Here is a 24,114-nt window from a genome sequence, read left to right as displayed (position 1 = left end):
CAGTCTGCCAACGGGGGATTCGACGCATGACGAACGGCGTCCAGGAGGATCGTCTGCCGCATCTGGCGGCCTGCATCGGCGCCGACTACGCCGACAGCTTCGCCGCCTGCCGCGAACTGCTGGCGACGATGTTCGAACTGGAAGCGCCCTCGCCCGAGGCTCGCGCCGGCTACGTCATGGACTTCGCGCTCTACGACTACGGCCCGATCAAGCTGGGCATGTCGCAGGCCCCGGCCTCGATCATGATCCGCACGCCCCAGCTCATCGCCCGGACCGGCGTCGATCACTTCCATGTCCAGTTCTACCGGACCCAGGGCTTCATCCTGACGCTGGACGGCGCCGAGCAGGAGGTCAGGCCGGGCGACATCTGCATGCTCGACCTGTCCCGCCCGTCCGCCTTGCGCACCGACGGGATCGACAACCTGTCGGTCATCGTCTCCCGCGACCTGCTCCTGCCCCTGCTGGCGGACGCGGGCGATGTTCACGGGCTGATCCTGCGCCGCGACAGCGAGACCGGCGTCGCCGTCCGCGAACACCTGGAAGAGATGTGGCGGCAGGGCTCAAGCCTGACCATCGCCCAGGGACTGGAATGGAGCCACGCCACGGCCGCCCTGCTCGCCGGCGTCGTGCGGGCCAACAGCCAGAGCCGCGCGGCGACCCGCGCCGAGCTGCGCAGGAGCCAGTTCCGGGCCATCTGCCGGCGCATCGACCGGGATATCGGCGACCCCGGCCTTGGCCCGGCCGCCCTGGCCACCCAGTTCTTCGTGACGCGCCCGACCCTCTACCGCATGTTCGAACCGCACGGCGGCATCGGAAAATACATTCTTGGACGCCGGCTGACGGGCGCGTTCCGCGATCTGTCAGACCCATCCCAGGCGCGCGAGAGGATCGCCGCCATCCTGCGTCGCTGGGGCTTCGAAAGCCACACCGCCGCCGGGCGCGCCTTTCGCGCCTCATACGGCATGACCCCCTCCAAATGCCGATCCCAGGCGCTGGACCTCCACAGAACCGGCAGTCTGGCCGGCGAAGCGGCCTTCGACATCCCGCCCGAGATGCCGGCAAACATCAGGGCGTTCCAGAGCGCCGCCGGGTCGAGCGCCTGAATACCGCTTTCGTTCAAGCCGGGAGGCGCTGATCATGGCTCTGTCGATGCGGCTTCAAGGCGCAAGGAGAATGCGATGAAGATCGTCAGGACAGGATCGGCCGCATGGAGCGGCGGCATCAAGGACGGCAAGGGCTCGATCTCGACCGAGAGCGGCGCCCTGCAGGACTATCCCTATGGCTTCGCCAGCCGGTTCGAGGGCCAGCCCGGCTCCAACCCCGAGGAACTGATCGCCGCCGCCCACTCGGCCTGCTTCACCATGGCCCTGTCCCTGGTGCTGGGCGAGGCTGGGCTGCGGGCCGACCAGCTGGACACCTCGGCCAAGGTCACGCTGGAGCAGGTCGACGGCGGCTACGCGATCACCGCCTCGCACCTGACCTTGAAGGCCAGGATCCCCGGCGCCGACCAGGAGACCTTCGAGAAGCTGGCGGCCGGCGCCAAGGCCAACTGCCCGGTCTCCAAACTTCTGAAGGCCGAGATCACCCTGGACGCGGCGCTGGTCGACTAGGCCCGCCGGCCGCGCCCAGGCCTAGCGCGATGAGGGACTCTTCGTGAGCCGATACAGCTTCCTGGACCTCGCCAGCTCGGCGAGCGTGAGATCCGCACAGGCCGAGATGGGCGTCGATCATCTCTGGACGCCCGGGCAAGTCGATCGACAGTTCGAGGCGTTCACCGCCAACGAAGAGGCCTTCATCGCCGAGCGCGACAGCTTCTACATGGCCAGCGTGTCGGAAACCGGCTGGCCCTACGTGCAGCATCGCGGCGGGCCGCCCGGCTTCCTGAAGGTCATAGACGAGACCACGCTGGCGTTCGCCGACTACCGCGGCAATCGCCAGTACATCAGCGTCGGCAATCTGGACGCCGACGACCGCGTGGCCCTGATCCTGGTCGACTATCCCCGGCGCGCCAGATTGAAGATCCTGGCCCACGCCGAGCGCCTGGCGCTCGACGCCGATCCGGCGCTGCTGGCGCGAGTGTCCGACCCCGGCTACCGCGCCAAGCCGGAGCGCATTTTCCGGCTGCGGCTGGCGGCGTTCGACTGGAACTGCCCCCAGCACATCGTCCCACGCTTCACCGAGGCCGAGATCTCCCGCGCGATCCAGCCGCTTCGCGAGCAGCTGGAGGCGCTGAAGGCCGAGAACCGCGCCCTGCGCGAGCGCCTGGGAGAGGCCGGGCGCTAAGGCCCACGACCTTCCCAGGCGAGATGACCGGCCGCCAGTCGCCGTTGAAACCAAAGATGGCTTGTCGCCTTCGGGGATCCTCTCGATTATTGAGAACGATTCTCATAAAAGGGCGCCCATGACCGTACTCGCCGCAGCCGCCACGACGCCCCGCGCTCGAGCTTTCAGCCTCAAGCCACTGATGTTCGAGGCCTTTGCCTGTTCGCTGTCGATGATGGCGTTGTCGCTCTAGGCGGCGCGGCGCCTTCAAACGCTCATCCAGCAGATTCTGGTTGGGAAACCCCGCTTGGGATTCGTCATACCCATGAGGCGCGACCGCGACGCGATCGCGGACGCGCCCCGAAGCTCCCCACGCTCCGGAAGGCCCCATGAACGCCCACGTCTCGATCCACGACCCGTCCCGCGCCAAGCGGCTGAAGGCCCGCACCCACACCACCCACGAGCAGCTCGACAGCCGGATCATGTCGCTGGAGCCGTTCCGCGACCGCGTCCGCTACGGCCGCTTTCTGAGAGCCCAGTGGGGTTTCCACCACGAGATCGACGCGCTCTACGCCCATCCCGAACTGGCGGCCCTGGTCCCCGACCTGCCGGAACGTCGGCGGCTGGACCTTATCGCTCAGGACATCCGCGACCTGGGCCAGCCGGCGCCGAGGGCCGTCGCCCCGCCGGTGTTCGGCGCGGCGCCGATCGACGTCGCCGAGGCCTTCGGCTGGCTCTATGTGGCGGAGGGCTCCAACCTCGGCGCGGCCTTCCTGCTGAAGGCGGCGGCGCCCCTCGGCCTGGACGAGACCTTCGGCGCCCGCCACCTCGCCCCGCATCCGGGCGGCCGAGGCCGCCACTGGCGCGGCTTCGTCGCGGCCCTCGACGGCCTGGTCTTCGGCGACGTCGAGGAGACCCGCGCGGTCGATGGGGCGGCGGCCGCCTTCCGTCGGGTGCGGGGCCTGGTCGATGACGCCTTCGCCTGACCCCCGCCCCACGCGTCCGCGCCTGGCCCGCTGGATCTGGCTGGTCCTGGGCCTTTCCTGCGTCGCGCTCGGCTTCGTCGGCGTCTTCGTGCCGCTGATGCCGACGACGGTGTTCCTGATCATGGCCGCCGCCTGCTTCGCCCGCTCGTCGCCGAGGCTCGAGGCATGGCTGCTCGAACATCCGCGCTTTGGCCCGACGCTGCGGGCTTGGCGGCGCGACCGGGCCATCCCGCCTGCCGCCAAGCTCATGGCTTGCGGCGGCATGGCGACGGGCATGGCGGTCTTCTGGTGGGCGGCCCATCCGAAGCCGCCGCTGCTGCTGGTCGTGGCGGCGGTCATCGGCCTGTGCGCGGCCTATGTGGTTTCACGCCCGTCGCGAGGCGCGCGGGGGTGAAGCCGATCGCACTGCTTGACGGCGACAGGCCCCTGCCCTGGCCGGCCCCGAACACCCTCGCCCCAGCCTCGCCCGCCGGCTCGCCTCGGCGCGGCTCTCGTACGGTCGTAGGCCTGACAGTGTCGGTCGGCCTGCACGCCGCCCTGGCCGGCGCCCTGCTGTTCGGCGGCTTTCATCCCGACTTCGTCGCCCCGCCCCCGGTCGCGCCGATAGTGGTGGAACTGGAGACCACCTCGCCCCCGGCCCCGCCGCGCGAGGTCCCTCCCGGCCCCGAACAGGTCGAGCGTCAGGCTTCCCGGCCCACGCCACCGGATCCACCGCCGGTCAAGCCCGCGCCGAACGCGCCCGATCCGGCGTTCTTCACCCCGCCGCGCCCCAACGCCCCGACCGACCCGGGTCCGGCCGCGCCCGAGACGACCGCGCCGCCGGTGCAGGCCGCGCCGGCCGCGCCTCGCGCCGCCAGCAACGCCGTCGCCACCTGGGAGGGACAGGTGCTGGCGGCGCTGGAGAAGAAGCGGCGCTATCCGCCCGCCGCCCAGCTGCGCCGCCAGCAGGGCGTGGCCCACGTCCGCTTCCGCATGGAGCGCGGCGGCAAGGTGCTGTGGGCGCGCCTGGAGCGCTCGTCGGGGTTCGTCGAACTCGATCGCGCCGCCGTGGAGGCGCCCAAGCGGGCCCAGCCCCTGCCCCCGATCCCGAACGACCGTCCCGATCAGCTGGAGCTGGTCGTGCCTGTGGAATTCTTCATCGGCGCGCCTTGATGGGGCGGCCATGACGGAGTGCGCCCAGGTCGTGACCGATCGAAATATTGAGAATGATTCTCAACTGATCTAACTAGACCGTCCCCACTGATTCACCCCCGGTCATGCCCTCCCTCGCCCAATCCCTTACGGCGCTGCTCGTGTCGGAGCATGCGGCCCTGCTGCGACGCACGACGCGTATCGTCGGCAGCCTGCCGGCCGCCGAGGACGTGCTGCAGCGGCTGTGGCTGAAGGTGCAGCAGATCGAGGACGTCGCCGTTCGCAATCCTCGCGCCTACCTTTTCAAGCTGGCCTCGAACCTGGCCATCGATCACCGGCGCGCCGAGGCCGCCCGCCAGCGGATCCAGGCCAAAGCCGAGACCTATCTGTGGGGACCGACCGCGTCGGCGTCGGCCGAGACCAGCGTCATTGACCGGCAGGCGCTCGCCCGAGTGCTCGAGGTGCTGGAGGCCCTGCCCGACCCCGGCAGGACGATGTTCCGGCTCAATCGTTTCGAGGACAGGCGCATCGTCGATATCGCCGCCCTCTACGGCGTTTCGACCACCACCGTGGAAAACCACCTTCGCCGCGTGCTGGCCCGCCTGCGGGTCGCGCGCGAAAGCGGATGAGAAAACATCGTCGCCGGCTTGGGACGACGCCGACCGCAAACGTCTAAGACGAGAGTTCACCTCTGGAACGAGAACCATCCATGGCCGGCGGCGCGACGCCTCCCTCAGACGCGATCGAGCAGTCCGAATACTGGATCGTGCGCCTCGCGTCAGGCTCAATGACGGCCGACGAGATGACGGGCTTCGAGGCCTGGCTGGCCGCCGACGCCGAGAACAGAGCCGCCTTCGAGAGCACGCGAACCCTCTGGCGCAGTCTGGAAGATCACGGCGGCCGGGTGGTGGCGCTGCGCCCCCGCCGGCCGCTGGTGCGTTCGCCCGCCGCCTGGGGCGGCGCCGTCGCGGCCTGCCTGGCCCTGGCGGTCGCCGCGCCCCAGGTCGGCCAACGACTCCTGGCCACCGACGCCACCTCGGCAGGCGAGGTGCGCAGCCTGGTGCTGCCGGACGGCACCCAGGCCGCGCTGGACACCGGCAGCGCCATCGCCGTGCGCTACGACGACGGCGAAAGACGCGTCGATCTCCTGCGAGGACGCGTCTGGGTCGAGGTGAAGCACGACGACGCCCGCCCCTTCAGGGTCGCGACCGCCGACGGCGTCGTCGAGGACATCGGCACCGCCTTCGAAGTGGCGCGCGACGGGCGAGCCGCCGAGGTTTCGGTGACCGACGGCTCCGTCCAGGTGGAGACCGGGCACGGCGGCCGCAAACTGGTGCTTCAGCGCCGGCAGCGCGCGCGCTTCGGCGCCGACGCCGGCCTCCAGCGGCTGGACGACGCCGACGAGGAGGTCATCGCGGCCTGGCGGCGCGGCTACATCGTCGTCGAGGACGCGCCCCTGGCCGATGCGGTCAAGTCCGTGGCCCGCTATCGCTCGGCTCCGGTGCTGGTGCAGCCGGGCCAGGCGGCCAGGACGCCGGTCAGCGGCATCTTCCTGACCCAGGCGCCGGACGACGCCCTGAAGGTGCTGGCCGACATGGCCGGCCTGCGCCTGATCCGCCTGCCCGGCGGCGCGGTCGTGCTGGCCAAATAATTCTCACCCTGCCGTTGGGTGAAGCGACGCGGCGAACGTCAAGGTTTTGAAATGCGAATGCGGAGCAATCGCATAACGATCGCCCTACCGCCTGGAGCCTCCATGCCCTCTCGTACCTCGTCCCGTCCGCTGCGGGCCTGCCTGCTCGCCACGGCCGCGATCCTGATCGCCCTCCCCGCCGGCGCGGCCTTCGCCCAGTCGCCGACGGCCCAGCGCGCGGGGACGATCGACTTCGACATCGCCGCCCAGCCACTGCGACGGGGCCTGCAACGGTTCGCCGAGCAATCGCGCATCCAGGTCGGCTACGCCAAGGGCGTGCGCGCCGATGCGCGCGGCTCGGCGGTCAAGGGCGCCCACACCCCCGCCCAAGCGCTCAGCCAACTGCTGGCCGGCACCGGCCTGGACTATCGCTTCACCTCGCCCACCACCGTCATAATTGACAAGGCCCCCGACGCGGCGGGCGCCGTGCAGTTGGGCGCCCTGCGGGTCGAAGGCGCGAGCGGATCGACCGGCGACGGCGGGGCCAGCGGCGCGCAGGGCGTTGGCGAGGCAGGCGACGGCGCGGCGAGCGACGCTGTCCTGGAGGCAGGGACCTATCGCGGCGCGGGGACCTCGGCCTACCTGTCGCAGGACAAGATCGAACGGTTTCGGGGCTCGTCCACGGGCGACTTCCTGAGCGGTGTGCCGGGCGTGCTCAACGCCGAGAACCGCAACTCCGGCGCCCTCGACGTCAACATCCGCGGCATGCAGGGCCAGGGCCGCGTGCCGGTGGTCATCGACGGCGCGATGCAGGAATCGACCGTCTATCGCGGCTATGCCGGCATGGCGGGCCGGACCTATCTGGATCCGGCCCTGATCGGCGGCGTCACGATCGAAAAGGGACCAACGGCGGCGGCCGACGGCACGGGCGCGACCGGCGGCCTGCTGCGCGCCCGCACCCTCAACGCCGGCGATATCGTCGCGCCGGGCGGATCGTGGGGCCTGGTGGTGCGCGGCGGCCTCAGCGGCAACAACGGCACGCCCCCGACCAAGGTCACCGTCGGCGGCTCCGAGCCGGCCGTCCGCAAGTTCGATCGCCCCGACACCCTGGCGTTCAACGGCCGCAACGCCTCGATCGCCGGCGCCTACCGCGCCGACCGGTTCGACCTCGTGGCCGCCTACGCCACACGCAAGAACGGTAACTACTATTCGGGCTCGCAAGGCATCTCGCCCGACGCCTGGAAGGGCGGCGCCAACCGGTTCGGCTATGAGGAGCAGGTCATCAACTCCTCGCAGGACAACACGTCCTACCTGCTGCGCGGGGTGTTCCGGCCGACCACTGCCCACACCATCGACCTGTCGTACATGCGCTACGAGACCAAGTTCGGCGAGATGAAGCCCTCGCAGCTGATGTACGGCGACACGCCCTACCAGACGAACTCGGACGTGAAGGTCGACACCTACACCGCCCGCTATCGCTACAAGCCCGAGGGCCAGCTCGTCGATTTCCGCGCCGACCTCTGGGCTTCGCGCGTCGACAGCTTCGTCATCGATCCGGTGCGTTTCAACTTCGGCGGCGACGACATCTACAATTCCGACAAGTTCGCCGCGACGCTGTCCAACCGCCACGGCCTGACCGTGTCGAACACCTCGCGGTTCTCGGGAACCGCCGGCGCCCTGGCCCTCGCCTACGGCGCGGCCTATGACCACGAGGACTTCGGCAAGTCCAAGGACTGGGACGAACTGAACGCCCGCTATCCGGGGGCTGCCTGGGACACCACGCTCGACGGCTGGCGCCGGCAATACAGCGCCTTCGTCAGCGGCGAGTACAAGCCGGCCCCCTGGGCGACCTTCACCGCCGCGGCCCGCTACGTCGAAACCGTCGTCCAGGACCACAAGACCGGCACCAGCTGGGTGCAGGGCGGCCTGCAGAACCGTGACAAGGCCTCGGGCGTGGCGCCGATCATCTCGGTCGTCGTCGAACCGGTCCCCGGCCTGCAGACCTACGCCCGCTACGCCGAGGCGTTCCGCTCGCCCAGCCCGTTCGAGGGCGCCGAAGGCTTCTCCGGCTCGACCAATCCCTACAGCAGCCTGCGCCCCGAGCACGCCCACAACACCGAAGTCGGCGTGAACTACCAGCGGCTGGGCCTGTTCACCGGCGATGACCTGCTGCAGGTGAAGGCTGGCTGGTTCCGCAACGACGTCACCGACTACATCACCCTGGGCAGCGAGACCCTCACCGCCCCGAATGGCAACTACACCGACATCCTGGTGCGCACGAACATCCCGCGCGTCACGACCCAAGGCGTGGAGTTGTCGGCGCGCTACGACATGGGCCTGGCCTATGTCGAGCTGGCCGGGACCGAATACACCGAGGTCACCAGCTGCTATCGCCAGACGCCGACCCAAAACGTGCGCTGCTACGATGGCATGCCGCAAACCAGCCAGTCGTGGTTCGTCAATCACGTGCCGCCCAAGCGCACGATGTCGGCGACGGTCGGGACGCGCCTGATGGACGAGAACCTCCAGTTGGGCGCGCGCTACGTGAAGGTCGAGCGCCAGCCGGCCTACGAGACCGTCGACCTGTTCGGCAGCTACCGCTTCAGCGACAAGGCGACCTTCACACTCACCGTCGACAACGTGTTCGACCGCTACTACGTCGACGCCCTGACCCTGGGCGAAGGCGCCGGCATCCTGCCCGCGCCGGGGCGCACCGTCCGCGTCGGCTTGGTCAGCCGGTTCGGCGACGGCCAACGGCCCGCGCCCTCCTCGGCGCTCGACCGGGTGCGGGGCTACGCCGCCGGCGCGCTGGTCCAGTCGCCCTTGCAGGACTTCGACGGCGACTGGAGCGGCTTCTACGCCGGCGCCGACTGGGGCTGGAAATTCATGCGGGCCAAGGGCGAGACCCGCAACGCCAACGGCGCGACCAGCGTCGTGGCCGCTTCCGAACGCACAGATCGCCAGGTCGAGACGCCCCTGGCCGGACTGCACTTCGGCTACAACCGCCAGCTACCGTCGGGCCTGGTGGTCGGCGTCGAGGTCGAGGGCGAACTGGCCCGGGGCCGTGGCAAGAAGGGCTTCGTCTCGAAGGAACTCGACACCGGCCGCTACGACCGCAACGAGATTCTCCAGGCGGAATACGCCTATCGCTACGACGGCGGCGCCTCGGCGCGCCTGCGCGTCGGCCAGGCGGTGGGTCGGACGCTCTACTACGGCACGGGCGGCCTGACCGTGACCCGCGAGGAGCAGACCCGGACCCAGTTCCGCTCGACCTCGGCCAGCGCGGCCTATCCCTTCGGCTTCACCACCCGCCCCTACTTCACCGAGACGGCGGACAAGACGCGCGCCGGCCTGTTGCTCGGCGGCGGCGCGGAGCTGGCCTTCAGCAACCGCGTCTCGCTGCGCGGCGAATATCTCTACGGCTACTATCCGGAGACGAGCTTCCACTTCGACCGCGCCAGCCAGAACGTCAATCGCAGCTACACCAGCGGCGGGGTGACGACGCCCGGCGGCGTCGATGTCGCGGTCGGTCGCGACGCCAAGAACCGGCTGGAGACCCACAGCCTGCGCATCGGCCTGAACTACAGCTTCTGATCAAATGACCACCAGGAGGCAGGCTCGAACCTACCTCCTGGTCGGCCACTCAACGCCTTGCGGAGTAAGGGATCGTAGCCTCGGCGGCTCTGGCGTAGTGCGTCGTAGTCTAGCGTAAGCTTGGCGCCCCTTGTCGGACGAAACCGATATCTACGAGTACGCTATTGTACTCCAGAGACTTCCCCGGAGTGACAAAGGCCGCAAACGAAGTCCGCGTTTGAAAGGCCATGAGCAGTGCGGATCGCCACCTTCAACATCGACAACTTGTTGGGCCGGCTCGACAACCTGATCAACTGGCTGGCCGAGACCGAGCCCAACACAGTTTGCCTGCAAGAGTCCAAAGACCGAGCAGGGCCACTTTCCGGCTGAACCGCTCGAGCAGATGGGCTAGGACCCAGCCTAGAAGGGCCAGCGCACTTGGAACACTGTGGCGAGTTCACCCGAACCATCCTGGCCGCCGATCCGGATCCTCGCCAGGCGGATACATGGAGGCGGCCGTGAATGGAGTGCTGGCCGGCGCCTCAACGTCGCCGCCAGGATCAGGAAATCCTCAACGCAGCGCCAGTTGGCCACACCCTTGATATCGTCATAGCCGCCCCACGCCTTCGTCCTCGGCGTGGTCCAGCACGATGATCTGCAATTGGCTGCGGCTGCTCCTATGCGCCCAGCGCCAAGCCGCCGAAGATCCGCTTGGTACTCTCCAGATCGGTCAGTTGCAGACGACGGCTGCGCTTGGAGGGAAGCGGCTGGGGATCCTAGCCGCGCACGATCGCCTCGAAGGTGTCGCTCGGAAAATAAACCTCGCGCGGCTGGCCGATGACCAGGAATTTCGAGACCGGTTTTTCGACCTCGCGGCCCAGTAAGACGCCCAGTGGACTCTTGCCTGCCCCTAATTACCGCCATCAGGAATCTTTAGATCGAACTCAGGCGGCGACTGCTCTGCAGTGGTGCTTAATCGCACTCCATCCTTAAGCATTCGCATAGCCTCCTTGCCGATCCACCAATTTCGCACTTTATGAAAACCTTCACGCCGCAGCGCAGATAAAAACCATCTCATAATCTGTTGACTATCTGCATCTTTGTGCATCGCAGCCATATTCCCAGGCAAAAGCATTCCACCGCGCCACATACCAGCCATTGTTAAAACGACCGTTTTAGGATTGACCCCGGGATCAACCACCCATCGCCGCCGCCCCTTCCTGTCAACAAAGTAATTCGAATTAATCCCCACATCCGCACGAGAAACCAAATAGCTTCTAGATAAACTTCCAGTTTCATGTGTAGAGATTCCAGGCTCAGGCACCTCTTCCGCGCCAAAATAAATCGGCCTATCAGGCGTCTCGAAATCTCCGATCTCGACAAATTTCATAGGAGCATTGGCGCAAAGATTCACAATTGCCGGGACAATATCGAGCGGGGTCGAAAAGAATAATATTCTACTCATAATCATCGCTTTGGAACGAGTAAAAGCTTGTCTTTGGGAAAAGCAGTACGGATCCGCGCTGCTGCCGCAAGTTCGCTTGGCGTAGGCGTAACACCGTCAGCCAGGGTTGTCACAGTCTGCACTCTCAAGGTACGTCCATTTCTAGAAACTGCCGTAATGTCTACAAACGTTCCACCGCTCGTTCCAGGTCCCGGGCCAGCAATATATTCTTCAGGACCAATGCCACCGCCATTTTTTATGGAATAACCAAGAAGTCTTAGTTCCATAGCAATTCTAAAGTTTTGCTGCCGAGTGGGTGCCCCTCCCCAACGACCGCCGCGCCCAGAAATATAGCGCTGGGAGAAGACTTGCTGAGCGGCCGCCGGATCTGATGGATCGAGCTGCACGCCCGATGCGTCAGCCATCATGGCGTCCATAAGTCGCTCATGCTGCCGTGCAATTCTATAGTCGTTGTACTTCCGTTCAGTCCACTTATAGCCGAGAGCAAGGCCTTTTCCACCGTAGTAACCGATGGATCCAGCAGCAATCACGAAGTCCGCTGGACCAGGCTCCGGCCCATCAATTTGCGATAGCCCGAGCAGCGTCCGCGCCCACGGAGATGAGGCGTCAAGCATGCCCGTTGGATCGCTCTTGTTGAGCGGGTCCCCACCGACATAACCGTAGAGATTTGCCCCCCCCTCATAACCGATGGGGTCGGTTTGGAGAAACCATCCCCGCGCCGGATCATAGGCCCGCGCCTTGTAGTGATAGAGCTTCAGCTCCGGCAGGGCGATCTGGCCGGTGTAGCGGAAGCGGCTGCCGGCGCCCCAGTTGTCGCCCGGCTCGCCATACGGGCCGTAGGTATAGACGGTGGCCGAACTCGGTGTTGCCGCGGCGATCACCGAGCCCTGACGGTCGGCGTGCAGGGTGCGGGGGTTACCGCTCCCCGCGCCCTCCCACCACAGGACCGCCTCGTCGACGCCATAGCTGGGCGCGTAGCGCCGTAGCATCGCCCCTGAACCGTCGTACTCAGCCACCAGCTTTTCGCCGGCATAGAGGAACTGGGTGACAGTCCCATTGATCGTGCTCTTGGAAAGTCGTCCCAGTGGGTCGTATTCCAGGCTGGCGCTGGCCGGCCCGGTCATTGCCTTCAGCCGGTTCTCACCATCGTAACCGAACGTGCGGCCAGCCCCATCGTTGGTGATGTTGCCGTTACAGTCATAGCCCTTGCCCGAAACCCCGCAGTCGCCGCCGCCGATCGCCACGATCGCCGCGTCGCGGTTGAGGCCGTCGGCCGTAGCCGCCAGGCTCGTGCTTGGCGCGGCCCAGACATAAACGCTGTTGGAAACCGTCTGGCTCACCGTCTGGCCGGCCGGATTGTAACCGAAGCCGAAGGTCACGTCCTGGCCGGTTCCGGGCAGGTCGTGGGCCAAGCTGGTCAAGCGGTCGGCCGCATCGAAGGCCCAGCTCGTCGACGCCCCGCTCCAGAACACGCCCGAGGTTCGCCGCCCCAGATCGTCGAAGCCGTAGGTCAGGAACGGCGCGCTGTCGATCAGCGCCACACCCTTCAAGCGGCCGGCCGCATCGACCGTATTGACGATATAGGGGCCGTCTGGCCAGGTCAGCCGGGTCCGGTTGCCCGCCTTGTCGTAGGCATAGGACAAGGTTCGGCCAAAGGTCGTCTCGGTCACCTGCCGTCCAGCGGTGTCGTAGCCGTAGGTCACCCCGGATCCGCTGGCCGAGAACAACGTCGCCGTCGGGCGGCCGGCCAGGTCGTAGGCGTAGGTGACGCCGGGAACCTTGGCCCCGCTCTTGCCGGTCATCCGGTTCAGCGCATCGTAGGCGTAATCGATGATCGAGCCGTCGCGCAGGCGCCAGCCGATGCGGTTGCCATTCGGATCGTAGCTGTATTGCTCGAGATCCGTCGTGCTGGAGGCGTGCGCCCCGCGGGCGGTCAACGGGTAGTTCTGCTGCACCAGGCGACGGAAGGCGCCGTAGGTGTAGGTGGTGCGGTTGCCGTTGGCGTCCTCCACCCAGCGCGGCTTGCCGTCGGCCTCGTAGCCGTAGGCCTCGTAAGTGCGCTGGCGCGCCGTGCCCAAGGCTTCGATCACCGACGTCTTGCGGCCGGCCAGGTCGTAGAGGGTTTGGGTGACGCGGTCCGCGCCATAGCTCCCGGCCGTCGTCAGGCTGCAAGCCTGGCCGGTGAGACCAGCATAGGTCGCCGGGTTCATCCGAACCGCCGCGCAGACCACCCGGTCCAAGCCATCGTAGCTGGCCTCGGTCACGCCGGCGGGACTGGTCGTGCGGATGCGCCGGCGGCCCGCGTCGTAGACATAGGCGGTCTCGGCCGAAAGCGCGAAGCCGCCGCCCTGGGTGTCGGTGGCCACGCCCTTGCGGACCGAGCTAACCTCGCCATCGTCGGTATAGGCGACCTGCAGGGTCGGGAACTTGCCGGTGTTGGCCGGCGGCGAGACCTGCCGGCTCAGCTTCCGTGACGGCGTCCAGGCATAGTAGCTGACATCGCCGTTACCCAGCGGGCCGGCGATCGAGGTGACGTCGCCCAGGGTGTTATAGGCGAGCGTCGTCGTGGCGTTCACGCCTTGTGGATCCAAGGTCAGGCCCTGCAGAGCGCCCGTCGCCGTCCAGGCGAAGGTGGTCACCTGGTCCTGAGTGCTGGAGATCTTTTGGCGCGCCTCGGTCGGCAGGCCAGCGCTGGCCCCGGAGGTTCCATAGGTGATTGTCTGCAGGGCCCCGAGTGGCCCGGCGACGCTGACCGGCTTGCCGAAGGTCGCATGATAGGCCGTGGTCTCGACCGCGCCGCGCGGATCGGTGACGCTGGTCGCAGAGAACGGCCAGGCCGCATCGCCATAGGCCGTCTGGGTGACCAGCGAGGCCTCCGAGAAGGTCGTGCCGACGATGCTGTGCTGGGCGGCGATCTCCTCGGATCGGGTCTGGCGGCCCAGGCGATCATAGGTCGAGGCCGAGCGGGAAAGCACATAGCCCGACGCCACGTCGGTCAGGGCGCTTTCCAAGGTCGCGCCCAGGGCGTTAGCCCGTGAGGTCGAAACCGCGCCGGCCGCTGGATCCAGGGCCCAGCCGCCGCCGAACGGCGCCTGGGCCTGCAGCGAGCGTCCACCGTCAGGGCGGCGCGTGGCGCTGACCCCGCCCGCCACCTCGTAGTCGAACACGCCGCCACTGGCCTTGGACAGTTGCGCCACCCCGCCGATGCTGCGGTAGGTGATGGAGGTGAATTCGCTCGATTGTCCCGGCAGGGTCACGCCCTGCAGCTGCAGGCCGCTGGTCGAAACCGCCCCCCAGAAGTCGGCGGCGGCGACGTTGACGCTCGCGCCCAGGCGATAGGTCGTCACCTTCTGCTCGACGTCGGACACCGAGCCCAGGCCAAAGGCCCCGCAGGACGACAGGGGGTAGTAATAGTCCACGCCCCGGCCGGTATTGTCGGCCACCCGCGTCAGCCTCGAGTGCTTGTCGGCGATGGTGGGCGCCGAGGTCGCCGCGCAGGAGAACAGCGCATCAGGCGCGCCGTAGGTGAAGTCGAGGCGATAGCCCGTCGAGGCGCTGACACTGGTCAGCGTGCCGTAGCTAGCGTCATAGGCGTAGGTCAGACTGCGGCCGTCGGGCCAGGCTTGACCGGCCAGCGGCCAGGAAACCACGCTCTTGCCGCGCCATAGGGCAGACCGGCGATCACCGCGCCGCCGGCGAAGAGGTCGGGATAGACCGCCAGCATCACCGCGGTCATCGCCCCGCCGGCCGACAAGCCGGTGACGAAGACGCGGCTTCGATCGAGATCATGGGTCTCGACCGCGTGGGCGACCATCGCCGCGATCGACGCCGCCTCGCCTTCGCCGCGCCGGATGTCGCCCGGCAGGAACCAGTTGAAGCAGCGGCCTGCATTATTAGCCTGCGGCTGCTGGGGCGCGACGACCATGAAGCCCATCCGATCGGCCATGTCGAGCCAGCCGGCGCCTTCCGCATAGGCCGCGGCGGTCTGGGTGCAGCCGTGCAGAACAACGACCAGGGGCGAGCCTGGCGCCAGCCCTTCCGGGCGATAGCCGAGCATCGTCAGTCGGCCGGGATTGGCGCCGAAGTCGTCGATGCGCGTCAGGCGCCCCGTCGTGTCGGAGGTCGGGAAGGACGTAAGGCGCAGGCGCGCCAGCATCGCGGTGGTGTCGCCGAGGCTCGGCATGGTGATGTCCTGAAAGAGCGAGACGGAAAGCCGCCGCCCAGTCTCAATGCTGCAATGCAGCAAAGGCGCCATCACGCTTGATCACGTCTTTCCGCCGAGCGCGAAAGACGCCCCGACTCCAGATGTTTCCAGAGTCGGGGCGAAGGCTCAGTAGTCGCGACGGACGGGGTCGCTGACGTCGCGGTCCTCGGGGCGAACAGCGTCGTCATCGATCAGCACATCGTCGGTCGGAGCCGCCTCGAACGAGCGGTTCTCGCCGTAGAGGGTGCGCTCGCGACCGATCTGCTCGGCGCTGTACGGCGTGGCGGCCGGATCGAAACTGGTCCAACCGTCCTGACGATAGGCGTCGCCGCGCGTCACCGCGTCCACGCCGCGCCCCTCGTCGAGGATCCGCTCGACGGCCTGGATCTCGTTGTCATGCGCCTTGACGCTGACCAGGGCGCCGCCGCGACGCACCCCTTCGGAATAGACATTGGCCTCGTCGTCGCTGTGACCGGCCTCCTTCAGGGCGCCCAGCAGGCCGCCCGTGGCGCCGCCGGCGGCGGCGCCGACCGCGGCGCCGACTGCGGTGGCCGCGAGCCATCCAGCCGCCACGACCGGACCCAGGCCCGGAATGGCCAGCATGCCGAGGCCGGCCAGCAGGCCCGCCCCGCCGCCGACCAGACCGCCGGTGGCCGCGCCCTTGCCGGCCCCGTCGGCGACGTCGTTGTCGCCGTCGCCATTGTGGTCGCCCAGCGGACCGTCGGCCTTGCGGTCGCCGTCATGCCAGTTGTCGGTGTTGTCGGAAACCAGGCTGATGCGGTCGTGGCCGACGCCGTAGGTTTCCAGGTCCGAGACGACGTCGAGCGCCTCGGTGTGGCTGTCGAACAGCCGGGTGATGGTCTTGCTCATGTGGATCTTCCCAGAAAGGTTATGATTTGAGGCGAGCAAGGACGGCCGAGCCTAGAGCTCGGTGATCGCGCCCTTGTAGTCGATCGAGACGCTGACCTTGCGGCCATCCTTGGTGGCTTCCCCCTGCCACAGGCCGTTGGCGTTCTGGTTCAGCGGACCCAGCGCGGTGTAGCCGGCCTTCTCGATGGCCATGCGGGCCTGGTCGGCGGTGTAGGAGCTGGCGCCCGGGGTGGGGCCGGTCTCGCCGGTGGTCGGCGCGGTGTCGACGGCGGCGTTCCCCGGAGCCGCCGGCGCGGAGACCGCAGGCCCTTCGACCTTTTCGTGGTCGGCGTTCTTCTGGCCGCAGGCGGCCAGCAGCATCGCGGCGAGCGCGACGCCAATCATGGGCTTCAACATGTTCGTGGATCTCCGAGAGGTGCGGAGTTAAGCCCTCTCGACCCGACAAGGTTGCACCATGATCCGCAGCTTATCCCCGGAAAGATGGGAATTTATCTCGGGGAATATGAATATAAATATTTGCACGCATCGTGAAAATAATTCACGCTCGGCGGCATCATCAAACAATCGACGTCAAATTCTCCGCGAATATATTTCGCCACCTGTTTCGCCTCGACGAATAAAGGCGACCGCCGTCGCACGCCCCTCCGGATCGAGACCGCCCACGGCGCGTTGCATGCTCGGATCATCGAGGGACGCAAGATGAACGACCAAGCCGGCGACAAACCCTTCCTCAGCGACGTGCAGACCCTGCGAGCCAGGGCGCGGGAGCACCTGGAGGATGGCGCGCTGACGCCCGCCTATGGCGGCGACGTCAAGAAGACCATCGAGATCCTGCAGACGGTGCTGGCCACCGAGCTGGTCTGCGTGCTGCGCTACACCCTGCACTCGATCATCGCCTCGGGGATCTCCAGTCAGGGCCCGAAGGCCGAGTTCGCCGAGCACGCCAAGGAAGAGCACGCCCACGCCCTGGCCGTGGCCGAGCGCATCACCCAGCTGGGCGGCACGCCGAACTTCAGCCCAGAGGGCCTCGCCAGCCGCTCGGCCTCGCAATATGTCGAGGGCGAGAACCTGGTCGACATGATCAAGGAAAACCTGATCGCCGAACGGATCGCGGTGGAGCACTACCGCGAACTGATCCGCTATTTCGGCGACGACGATCCGACCACGCGGGTGATGCTGGAAGGCATTCTCACTGTCGAGGAGGAGCATGCCGACGACATGCACGACCTGCTGGTCGCGCACGAAGGCACGCCGATGCTCGAGGACGCCTGACTTGGCGCAGGTCGCGTTTTCGCCAGCGCTGGCCCCGCCGTCTGTGGCGGCGGTGCTGGCCGCGCTGCGCCATGCTTTGCCCGCCACTCGGGCCCGCGCCGCGGATCTCGACGCCAGCGGCGAGTTTCCCGCCGAGGACGTCGCCCTGCTGGCGTCGATCAGCGCGCTGGAGGTGATGGCCGGCGATGCGCCCTCCCCGCGCGAGCTGATGGAGGCGCTGCGCCTTGTCGGCCGCGCCAATCTGAGCCTCGGGCGGATCTTCGAAGGTCACGTCAACGGCGCGCGGCTGGTCGCCTGGTACGGCTCGGCCGAGCAGCGGCAGACGCTGGATGCCGATCTCGCCGCCGGCAAGGTGCTGGGCGTCTGGAACACCGAACCGGCGCCGGGCGTGACGATCGCTGGCGACCGGCTGCGCGGCGCGAAGTCCTACGCCACCGGCGCGGGCCACATCGACATCGCCGTAGTCACCGGCGCCACGGCCGGCGGCGGCAAGCAAATGGTCCTGGCGGACGCCGCCGATCCGGCCCGCGCCGATCCTTCGGCCTGGCGGGTGCGCGGCATGAAGGCGACGGTCAGCGGGACCTATGACCTTACCGGCCTGCCCGTAGACCCCGCGACGCGGTTGGGCGCGCCCGGCGACTATGAGCGCGAGCCGCGTTTTTCGTCCGGGGCTTGGCGGTTCACGGCGGTGCAACTGGGCGGGGTCGAGCACGTGCTGACGCTGCTGCGCGACCATCTGGCGGCCTCGCCGGCCGGCCAGGACCCGATCCATCGCGCCCGCTTCGGCAAGGCGCTGGCGGCGACGCGCTCGGCCTATCTGTGGGTGCGGGAAGCGGCCGAGCGGGCCGAGGCGACGAACGCCGGCCCCGAGGCGATCAGCTTCGTCCTGATGACCCGAGGCGTGGTCGAGGAAGCCGGCTTGACCGTGATGGAAGCGGCGGCCCGCAGCGTCGGCACGCGGGCCTTCTTCGTCGACAACCCGCTGGACCAGGCCTGCCGCGACCTGGCGCTCTATCTACGCCAGCCCGTGCCGGACCAGGCGCTGGACCGCGCGGCGGCGGCGTTCCTGGCCAAGGACGCCTGGATGGACGATCCCCTGTGGTGACGGCGATGGGCGAGCCGGCCTGGGCGGCCCTGGTCAACCAGGCCTTCAGCCTCGACGCCACGGTGCTGGACGGCCTGTCGCCGTTGCTTATCCTGGCGCCGCACCCCGACGACGAGACACTGGGCTGCGGCGGCCTGATCGCGACAGCCAGCAAGCTGGGCCTGAGGCCGCGCGTGGCCTATCTGACCGACGGCGCGGGCTCGCACACCGGATCGCCAACCTGGCCGCCCAAGCGGCTGGCGCGTACCAGGCGGCAGGAGGCCCTTGCGGCTCTCAAGGTGCTGGGCGTTCCGGCGGGGGACGTCCATTTCATGGGCTGGCCCGACGGCTCGCCGATCCCTCGTGAGGATGCAGCCTACGCCGCGTCGCTGCGGGAGCTGCGTGACTGGTCCGACGGCTTCAAGCCGTGGAGCGTCTGGGCGCCGTGGCGCGAGGAACGGCATTGCGACCATGTCGCGGCCAACCTTCTGGCGTCGGACTACATCGCCTCGATCGACACCCGCGAGCCGGTGAAGATGGAATATCTGGTCTGGGGCTGGGCCGATCCGGACCTGGCCCATCGCCACGGCGCCAAGGGCGTCTGGGGCCTGATGTGCGGCGACGAGATCGCTCGCAGACGAAAGGCCCTGGCCTGCCACGAGACCCAGATGACGCCGATGATCCAGGACGCCGCCGAGGCCTTCCAGGTGCCGCTGGACTTGGCTGCCCTGACCGACCGGCCGGTCGAGATCTTCCTGGAGTGCAGGCGTTGAGAAAGACCCGCTCGCTGGAGCCGGGCTATTTCGAAGGCCTTTACACCGCCAATCCCGACCCCTGGGGCTTCGGGACCAGCGACTACGAGCGAGGGAAGTACGCCGCCACCCTCGCCGCCCTCGGCAAAGAGCGCGCCGTCCGTGCGCTGGAGGTCGGCTGTTCGATCGGTGTCCTGACCCAGCAACTGGCCGAACGCTGCGGCCGCCTCCTGGCGCTCGACGTTTCGGAGACCGCCCTGGATCAGGCGCGAAAGCGTTGCGCCGACTTGGCCAATGTCGAATTCGCCCTGCTGCAGGTTCCGCGCGATCCCGTGTCGGGGGCCTTCGACCTGATCGTGCTCTCGGAGGTCGCATACTACTGGGACGACGGCGACTTGGCCCTGGCCGCCGAGGCCTTCCGGGCGGCCCGCTTCCCCGGCGGGCGGATCCTGCTGGTGCACTGGCTGGGCGAGACCGACTATCCCAAGACCGCCGACGAGGCCGTCGAAGGCCTGCGCGCCAACCTGGGCGACGCCGTCGGCGTGGAGACCGCCCAGCGCAACGCAGACTATCGCCTCGATCTGTGGCGTTGGGTCTAACCGGCCTGGGCCAGCAGCATCCGCTCGCGCCCGATACGCACCAAGGCGCGGGCCTTGTCGATCTCGGCCGGGAGGTCGGCGAAGGTCAGGACGGGTCCCGACGGCGCGAGACCGAGGGCGACATTGAGCGGCGGCGCCTCGTGGATGGGTTCATCGATCGCCTGGCGACCCCACAGGTCCAGCGTGTCGGAAGTTCCGCCGACGGCGCGACCGGCCAGGCGGCAGGAGGTGAAGACCTTGACGTCAATGGGGTGGCGCACGCGTCCGCCTGCCGCCCTCACGGCCTGGAACAGCGCCTTGTCCTCGCCCACCGGCGGGGCCGGCGCGCCGCCGATGCGGGCGTAGCAGTCGAGGGTCAGGGCCATGCTCGCGCCGCCTTCGTAGAAGTGGTGCGGCCAGGCCTCGTCGCTCCGCCCTGCCCGCAAAGCGTCGAGGGCGGCGTAGTAGCGGCGCAGGAGGGCCAGCCGGGCGCGGTGCGCCGGGTCGAGGCCGCGCAGTTCAGCGCCCTTGAGCCGCGCCAGCCCCGCTACCGCGTCGTAGCCCGCGTCGATGTGGTCGAGCGTACGCAACAGCCAGTCGCCGTCGACATGGGTGTCGGCGTCGGTGGTCAGCAACAGGTCTTCGGGCTAGTGCAGAAGGGCCGCGGCGGCCTCGAACGCGGCGCGCCGGGCCCCGCCGGCATGAGCCTGGTCAGGACCCAGCCGCATCTCGACGACCTCGACGTCGTCGTCGAGGCGACGGGCGCGCTCAGCGGTGTCGTCGGTGCAGCTGTTGGCCAGCACCACGATGCGAAGCGACGCGATCCGATCGTCGCGCTCCATCGCCAGCAGGCGGGCCAGGCAGGTCTCTATCCAGGCGGCCTCATTTCGCGCCGGAACGGCCACCGCTACGCGGCGCTTCAAGACGAGATTCCCGGCCGGTGAAAGATCGATGCGCGCATGACGTTCCTGCTCTCGTTCCCAAGCCGTTCACAGAGACGCGGCGGGGTGCAAACTCTCCACGGAGCGGAAGGTTCGAAGGGAGGCGCGCACGAAAATAAATCGCGGTTTCAGGGAGTTATGTCGGCTTGGCGACAGCAACCTCGACTCCGCGCGAACGTTAGTTTGCCACACCTCAAAATTGAAAGACGCCCCATGGCCACCCCGGCTAAGACCAAGGCCAAGACAGCGGGCGCACGCGCCGGCGCCACGCCCCCGACCAACGCCCCTCCCCCCAGGCCCGCGGGCCCCTCGACCGAAGGCGAGACCCTGATCGCGCCCGGCGGCGAGACCCACCAGCAGGCCGACGGCCCGGAAACGCAGCTGACCACAAACCAGGGCGTGCCGATCGCCGACAACCAGAACTCGCTGAAGGCCGGGGTGCGCGGCCCGGTGCTGCTGCAGGACTTCATCCTGCGCGAAAAGATCATGCACTTCGACCATGAGCGCATCCCCGAGCGCGTGGTCCACGCCCGCGGCTCGGCCGCGCACGGCTTCTTCGAGTGCCTGGATTCCTGCGCCGACATCACCGCCGCCGACTTTTTGCAGCGGCCTGGAGAGCGCATCCCGGTGTTCACGCGCTTTTCGACCGTGGCCGGCAACAAGGGCTCGGCCGACCTGCCGCGCGACGTGCGCGGGTTCGCGGTGAAGTTCTACACCCAACAAGGCAACTTCGATCTCGTCGGCAACAACATCCCGGTGTTCTTCATCCAGGACGCCATCAAGTTCCCCGACCTTATCCACGCGGCCAAGCAGGATCCCGATCGCGAGTTCCCGCAGGCCCAGACCGCCCACGACACCTTCTGGGACTTCATCTCGCTGACGCCCGAGAGCATGCACATGATCATGTGGGCGATGAGCGACCGGGCCATTCCGCGCTCACTGCGGATGATGGAGGGCTTCGGCGTCCACACCTTCCGGCTCGTGAATGCGGCGGGGACGAGCACCTTCGTGAAGTTCCACTGGCGGCCCAAGCTCGGCTCGCAGTCGGTGGTCTGGGACGAGGCCCTGAAGATCAACGGCGCTGATCCGGACTTCCACCGCCGCGACCTTTGGGAAGCCATCGAGGGCGGGGATTTCCCCGAGTGGGAGTTCTGCCTGCAGACCTTCACCCAGGAACAGGCCGACGGCTTTGCCTTCGACGTGCTGGACGCCACCAAGCTGATCCCCGAGGAGGACGTACCGCTGCGCGTCGTCGGGCGCATTGTGCTGGATCGCAACCCAGACAACTTCTTCGCCGAGACCGAGCAGGTCGCCTACTGCGCCTCGCACGTGGTGCCGGGCATCGACTTCACCAACGACCCGCTGCTTCAGGGCCGGCTGTTCTCCTACCAGGACACCCAGCTCAAGCGGCTGGGCTCGCCCAACTTTCATCAAATCCCGATCAACCAGCCCAAGTGCCCGTTCCACAATCTGCAGCGCGACGGCCACATGCAGATGGGCGTTCCGAAGGGCCAGGTGAACTACGAGCCGTCGAGCCTGGGCCAGGACGTGGCGCGCGAGTCTCTCGAGCGCGGCTTCCAGGCCTTCCCCAACCCCGAGGCCGGCGAGCAGCTGCGCCTGCGGCCGGAGACCTTCGCCGACCACTACACCCAGGCCCGATTGTTCTTCGCCAGCCAGACCAAGCCCGAGCAGGACCACATCGTCGCGGCCCTGGTGTTCGAGCTCAGCAAGTGCGTGACGCCGCGGGTGCGCGAGGCCGTGCTCTCGCGCCTGATCCACATTGATGAGTTCCTGGCTCGGTCGGTGGCCGAGGGCCTTGGCTTCCCCGGCGAGATCGTTCCGGCTCCGGCGCCGATACCGGCCCAGGACATGACCCCCTCGCCGATGCTCAGCCTCCTGGCTAAGGCGCAGCCGACGCTGGAAGGTCGCAAGGTCGGCGTCCTGGTCAGCGACGGCAGTGACGACAAGCTGCTGGCCAAGCTGAAGGCGGCCGTGGAGGCGGCCGGTGCGCGGCTGCAGATCATCGCGCCGACCATCTATGGCGTGACCACCGCCGGCGGCGCCCTGCTGCCGGCCGACCACAAGATCGATGGAGGCCCCTCGGTGCTGTTCGACGCGGTGGCGATCCTGCCGTCCGAAGAAGGCGGCGCGCAGTTGACGATGGAAGCGGCGGCTGTGAACTTCCTGCGCGACGCCTACGGCCACCTCAAGGTCATCGCCTACCTGCCCTCGGCCGCCCCCTTGTTCGCCAAGGGCGGCATCACCGACGTCGGGCCGGATGACGACGAAGGCCTGATCGATGTCAGCGCCGCCAGCGTCGACGACTTCATCGCGACGGCCTCGACGGGCCGGGTCTGGGCGCGCGAGCCTCTCGTGCGTCCGCCGCCCAAGCCGCTGGTCGCCGATCCCGCATGAGCGATGGGCCTGCATGAGTGACGGAAGGATCGACTGCCTGATCGTCGGCGGCGGGCCCGCGGGCCTGACCGCCGCGATCTATCTTTCGCGGTTCCGCCTGTCGGTGGTCGTCGTCGACGCCGGCGACAGCCGCGCCGCGCTGATCCCGCTGACCCGCAACCATGCGGGCTTTCCCGACGGCATATCAGGCCCGGCCCTACTGGCGCGCATGCGCGAGCAGGCCGAGTTGTACGGCGCGCGCATGATGTCGTCGCGGGTCGAGGCGCTGGAGATCGCGCCCGAGGACTTCCTCGTCCGCTGCTCGACCGGCGCGTTCCGAGCCCGCGCCGTCCTGCTCGCGACCGGGGTGACCAATCGCCGGCCGCCGATGGACGAGACGCTGCATGGCCAGGCGCTCGCGCAGGGGCGCCTGCGCTACTGCCCCGTCTGTGACGGCTATGAAGTGACCGACCAGAGGGTGGCGGTGATCGGTGGCGGCGCCCGCGCGGCGGGCGAGGCCGAGTTTCTGCGCGCCTACACAACCAGCGTCACGCTGATCGCGCTGGAGGCCGACGACGGCCTCGACGAGAGCCAACGTCGGCGGCTCGATGAGATCGGGGTCAGGCGCATCGCCGGCCCTGCGGGGGACTTCGCGTTGGAGGATGACAGTATCAGCCTGGCCTGTTCCAGGGGACGCCTGCGCTTCGATGCGGTCTATCCGGCGCTCGGATCGGAGGTTCACTCCGATCTGGCTCGCGGCCTGGGCGCGGCGATCACGGAAGACGGCTGCATCAAGGTGGACGTCCGTCAGCGCACGAGCATCGAGGGCCTCTACGCCGCCGGCGACGTCGTAATGGGCCTGGACCAGATCAGCCACGCCATGGGCGAGGCCGGCGTCGCCGCCACGGCCCTGCGAAACGATCTGGCCAAGCGGGCGCCGTTCCTCCGCTGAGCGGGCCTGCACCGAGCTGG

23 protein-coding genes are annotated in these 24,114 nt (G+C 68.1%); 16 read left to right on the top strand and 7 right to left on the bottom strand.

The window, feature by feature from the left end; genetic code table 11:
* The first annotated feature begins 26 nt into the window (after positions 1–26).
* The 10 genes from AC07NG_RS12700 to AC07NG_RS12655 all read left to right on the top strand — a co-directional run bounded on the left by AC07NG_RS12700 (position 27) and on the right by AC07NG_RS12655 (position 9,972).
* Positions 27–1,103 (top strand): helix-turn-helix domain-containing protein, encoded by a 1,077-nt coding sequence (locus AC07NG_RS12700; RefSeq protein ID WP_492854599.1) that lies wholly within the window; start codon positions 27–29, stop codon positions 1,101–1,103.
* 75 nt (positions 1,104–1,178) lie between these two features.
* Entirely contained in the window at positions 1,179–1,610 is a 432-nt protein-coding gene (locus AC07NG_RS12695) for an OsmC family protein (RefSeq protein WP_487290341.1), read from the top strand.
* A gap of 43 nt (positions 1,611–1,653) precedes the next feature.
* Positions 1,654–2,283 carry a pyridoxamine 5'-phosphate oxidase family protein gene (locus AC07NG_RS12690; protein WP_494594365.1) on the top strand — a complete coding sequence of 210 codons (630 nt, stop codon included), beginning with the start codon at positions 1,654–1,656 and terminating at the stop codon, positions 2,281–2,283.
* A 368-nt stretch (positions 2,284–2,651) separates the two neighbouring features.
* Positions 2,652–3,248 carry a biliverdin-producing heme oxygenase gene (locus AC07NG_RS12685; protein ID WP_494594364.1) on the top strand — a complete coding sequence of 199 codons (597 nt, stop codon included), beginning with the start codon at positions 2,652–2,654 and terminating at the stop codon, positions 3,246–3,248.
* Positions 3,232–3,642 carry a YbaN family protein gene (locus AC07NG_RS12680; RefSeq protein ID WP_494594363.1) on the top strand — a complete coding sequence of 137 codons (411 nt, stop codon included), beginning with the start codon at positions 3,232–3,234 and terminating at the stop codon, positions 3,640–3,642. The genes AC07NG_RS12685 and AC07NG_RS12680 overlap by 17 nt, the downstream gene beginning before the upstream one ends.
* Positions 3,639–4,400 carry an energy transducer TonB family protein gene (locus AC07NG_RS12675; protein ID WP_494594362.1) on the top strand — a complete coding sequence of 254 codons (762 nt, stop codon included), beginning with the start codon at positions 3,639–3,641 and terminating at the stop codon, positions 4,398–4,400. Before AC07NG_RS12680 ends, AC07NG_RS12675 begins: the two co-directional genes overlap by 4 nt.
* 104 nt (positions 4,401–4,504) lie before the next feature.
* Positions 4,505–5,008 (top strand): RNA polymerase sigma factor, encoded by a 504-nt coding sequence (locus tag AC07NG_RS12670; RefSeq protein WP_494594361.1) that lies wholly within the window; start codon positions 4,505–4,507, stop codon positions 5,006–5,008.
* Between the two features lie 80 nt (positions 5,009–5,088).
* Positions 5,089–6,030 (top strand): FecR family protein, encoded by a 942-nt coding sequence (locus AC07NG_RS12665; RefSeq protein ID WP_494594360.1) that lies wholly within the window; start codon positions 5,089–5,091, stop codon positions 6,028–6,030.
* A 102-nt stretch (positions 6,031–6,132) separates the two neighbouring features.
* Positions 6,133–9,603: a TonB-dependent receptor domain-containing protein gene (locus tag AC07NG_RS12660; RefSeq protein WP_494594359.1), complete on the top strand. Its 3,471-nt coding sequence runs from the start codon at positions 6,133–6,135 to the stop codon at positions 9,601–9,603.
* 234 nt (positions 9,604–9,837) lie between these two features.
* On the top strand, positions 9,838–9,972 hold the full coding sequence (locus AC07NG_RS12655) for a hypothetical protein (protein ID WP_494594358.1): 135 nt from the start codon (positions 9,838–9,840) through the stop codon (positions 9,970–9,972).
* Between the two features lie 520 nt (positions 9,973–10,492).
* Here the strand turns inward: AC07NG_RS12655 and AC07NG_RS12650 are convergent.
* The 5 genes from AC07NG_RS12650 to AC07NG_RS12630 all read right to left on the bottom strand — a co-directional run bounded on the left by AC07NG_RS12650 (position 10,493) and on the right by AC07NG_RS12630 (position 16,517).
* Entirely contained in the window at positions 10,493–10,972 is a 480-nt protein-coding gene (locus AC07NG_RS12650) for a hypothetical protein (RefSeq protein WP_494594357.1), read from the bottom strand.
* A gap of 77 nt (positions 10,973–11,049) precedes the next feature.
* On the bottom strand, positions 11,050–14,697 hold the full coding sequence (locus AC07NG_RS12645; RefSeq protein WP_494594356.1) for an RHS repeat-associated core domain-containing protein: 3,648 nt from the start codon (positions 14,695–14,697) through the stop codon (positions 11,050–11,052).
* Positions 14,646–15,230 carry an extracellular catalytic domain type 1 short-chain-length polyhydroxyalkanoate depolymerase gene (locus tag AC07NG_RS12640; RefSeq protein ID WP_494594355.1) on the bottom strand — a complete coding sequence of 195 codons (585 nt, stop codon included), beginning with the start codon at positions 15,228–15,230 and terminating at the stop codon, positions 14,646–14,648. The genes AC07NG_RS12645 and AC07NG_RS12640 overlap by 52 nt, the downstream gene beginning before the upstream one ends.
* A gap of 147 nt (positions 15,231–15,377) precedes the next feature.
* A complete protein-coding gene (locus AC07NG_RS12635; RefSeq protein ID WP_494594354.1) occupies positions 15,378–16,121 on the bottom strand; it encodes a hypothetical protein in 744 nt (247 codons plus the stop codon).
* Positions 16,122–16,172: 51 nt separating this feature from the next.
* Positions 16,173–16,517: a hypothetical protein gene (locus AC07NG_RS12630; RefSeq protein ID WP_494594353.1), complete on the bottom strand. Its 345-nt coding sequence runs from the start codon at positions 16,515–16,517 to the stop codon at positions 16,173–16,175.
* A gap of 303 nt (positions 16,518–16,820) precedes the next feature.
* Between AC07NG_RS12630 and AC07NG_RS12625 the strand changes: the two genes are divergently transcribed.
* The 4 genes from AC07NG_RS12625 to AC07NG_RS12610 are packed head-to-tail and all read left to right on the top strand — an operon-like array spanning position 16,821 to position 19,828.
* The gene (locus tag AC07NG_RS12625; protein WP_198574849.1) at positions 16,821–17,393 is read left to right on the top strand and encodes a ferritin-like domain-containing protein; all 573 of its coding nucleotides are present in this window, start codon (positions 16,821–16,823) and stop codon (positions 17,391–17,393) included.
* Position 17,394: 1 nt separating this feature from the next.
* The gene (locus AC07NG_RS12620) at positions 17,395–18,498 is read left to right on the top strand and encodes an acyl-CoA dehydrogenase family protein (RefSeq protein WP_494594352.1); all 1,104 of its coding nucleotides are present in this window, start codon (positions 17,395–17,397) and stop codon (positions 18,496–18,498) included.
* Positions 18,492–19,250 carry a PIG-L deacetylase family protein gene (locus AC07NG_RS12615; RefSeq protein ID WP_494594351.1) on the top strand — a complete coding sequence of 253 codons (759 nt, stop codon included), beginning with the start codon at positions 18,492–18,494 and terminating at the stop codon, positions 19,248–19,250. Before AC07NG_RS12620 ends, AC07NG_RS12615 begins: the two co-directional genes overlap by 7 nt.
* Complete coding sequence (locus tag AC07NG_RS12610) at positions 19,247–19,828, top strand: SAM-dependent methyltransferase (protein WP_494594350.1); 582 nt, start codon at positions 19,247–19,249, stop codon at positions 19,826–19,828. Before AC07NG_RS12615 ends, AC07NG_RS12610 begins: the two co-directional genes overlap by 4 nt.
* Here the strand turns inward: AC07NG_RS12610 and AC07NG_RS12605 are convergent.
* Complete coding sequence (locus tag AC07NG_RS12605) at positions 19,825–20,442, bottom strand: hypothetical protein (RefSeq protein ID WP_494594349.1); 618 nt, start codon at positions 20,440–20,442, stop codon at positions 19,825–19,827. The two genes, AC07NG_RS12610 and AC07NG_RS12605, sit on opposite strands and share 4 nt — an antisense overlap.
* A gap of 12 nt (positions 20,443–20,454) precedes the next feature.
* Entirely contained in the window at positions 20,455–20,730 is a 276-nt protein-coding gene (locus AC07NG_RS12600) for a glycosyltransferase family 2 protein (protein ID WP_494594348.1), read from the bottom strand.
* A 231-nt stretch (positions 20,731–20,961) separates the two neighbouring features.
* On the opposite strand from AC07NG_RS12600, the gene AC07NG_RS12595 reads away from it, so the two are divergent.
* Together AC07NG_RS12595 and AC07NG_RS12590 are read left to right on the top strand one after the other, a co-directional pair.
* Positions 20,962–23,163, top strand: coding sequence for a catalase (locus AC07NG_RS12595; protein WP_494594347.1), 2,202 nt, complete (start codon positions 20,962–20,964; stop codon positions 23,161–23,163).
* 13 nt (positions 23,164–23,176) lie between these two features.
* A complete protein-coding gene (locus tag AC07NG_RS12590) occupies positions 23,177–24,094 on the top strand; it encodes an NAD(P)/FAD-dependent oxidoreductase (RefSeq protein ID WP_494594346.1) in 918 nt (305 codons plus the stop codon).
* Positions 24,095–24,114 lie beyond the last annotated feature (20 nt).

The sequence above is a fragment of the Caulobacter sp. GW821-FHT10C03 genome, from assembly GCF_059415485.1.
Note: the sequence above shows the minus strand (reverse complement) of the source record. Positions and strands in the feature narration are given on the sequence as shown.

What these genes read in the sequence shown, in the direction of transcription:
- AC07NG_RS12700 (WP_492854599.1), top strand. Translation starts at nt 27, where the DNA reads ATGACGAACGGCGTCCAGGAGGATCGTCTGCCGCATCTGGCGGCCTGC.
- AC07NG_RS12695 (WP_487290341.1), top strand. Translation starts at nt 1,179, where the DNA reads ATGAAGATCGTCAGGACAGGATCGGCCGCATGGAGCGGCGGCATCAAG.
- AC07NG_RS12685 (WP_494594364.1), top strand. Translation starts at nt 2,652, where the DNA reads ATGAACGCCCACGTCTCGATCCACGACCCGTCCCGCGCCAAGCGGCTG.
- AC07NG_RS12680 (WP_494594363.1), top strand. Translation starts at nt 3,232, where the DNA reads ATGACGCCTTCGCCTGACCCCCGCCCCACGCGTCCGCGCCTGGCCCGC.
- AC07NG_RS12670 (WP_494594361.1), top strand. Translation starts at nt 4,505, where the DNA reads ATGCCCTCCCTCGCCCAATCCCTTACGGCGCTGCTCGTGTCGGAGCAT.
- AC07NG_RS12665 (WP_494594360.1), top strand. Translation starts at nt 5,089, where the DNA reads ATGGCCGGCGGCGCGACGCCTCCCTCAGACGCGATCGAGCAGTCCGAA.
- AC07NG_RS12660 (WP_494594359.1), top strand. Translation starts at nt 6,133, where the DNA reads ATGCCCTCTCGTACCTCGTCCCGTCCGCTGCGGGCCTGCCTGCTCGCC.
- AC07NG_RS12650 (WP_494594357.1), bottom strand. Translation starts at nt 10,972, where the DNA reads ATGAAATTTGTCGAGATCGGAGATTTCGAGACGCCTGATAGGCCGATT.
- AC07NG_RS12640 (WP_494594355.1), bottom strand. Translation starts at nt 15,230, where the DNA reads ATGCCGAGCCTCGGCGACACCACCGCGATGCTGGCGCGCCTGCGCCTT.
- AC07NG_RS12635 (WP_494594354.1), bottom strand. Translation starts at nt 16,121, where the DNA reads ATGAGCAAGACCATCACCCGGCTGTTCGACAGCCACACCGAGGCGCTC.
- AC07NG_RS12630 (WP_494594353.1), bottom strand. Translation starts at nt 16,517, where the DNA reads ATGTTGAAGCCCATGATTGGCGTCGCGCTCGCCGCGATGCTGCTGGCC.
- AC07NG_RS12625 (WP_198574849.1), top strand. Translation starts at nt 16,821, where the DNA reads ATGAACGACCAAGCCGGCGACAAACCCTTCCTCAGCGACGTGCAGACC.
- AC07NG_RS12595 (WP_494594347.1), top strand. Translation starts at nt 20,962, where the DNA reads ATGGCCACCCCGGCTAAGACCAAGGCCAAGACAGCGGGCGCACGCGCC.
- AC07NG_RS12590 (WP_494594346.1), top strand. Translation starts at nt 23,177, where the DNA reads ATGAGTGACGGAAGGATCGACTGCCTGATCGTCGGCGGCGGGCCCGCG.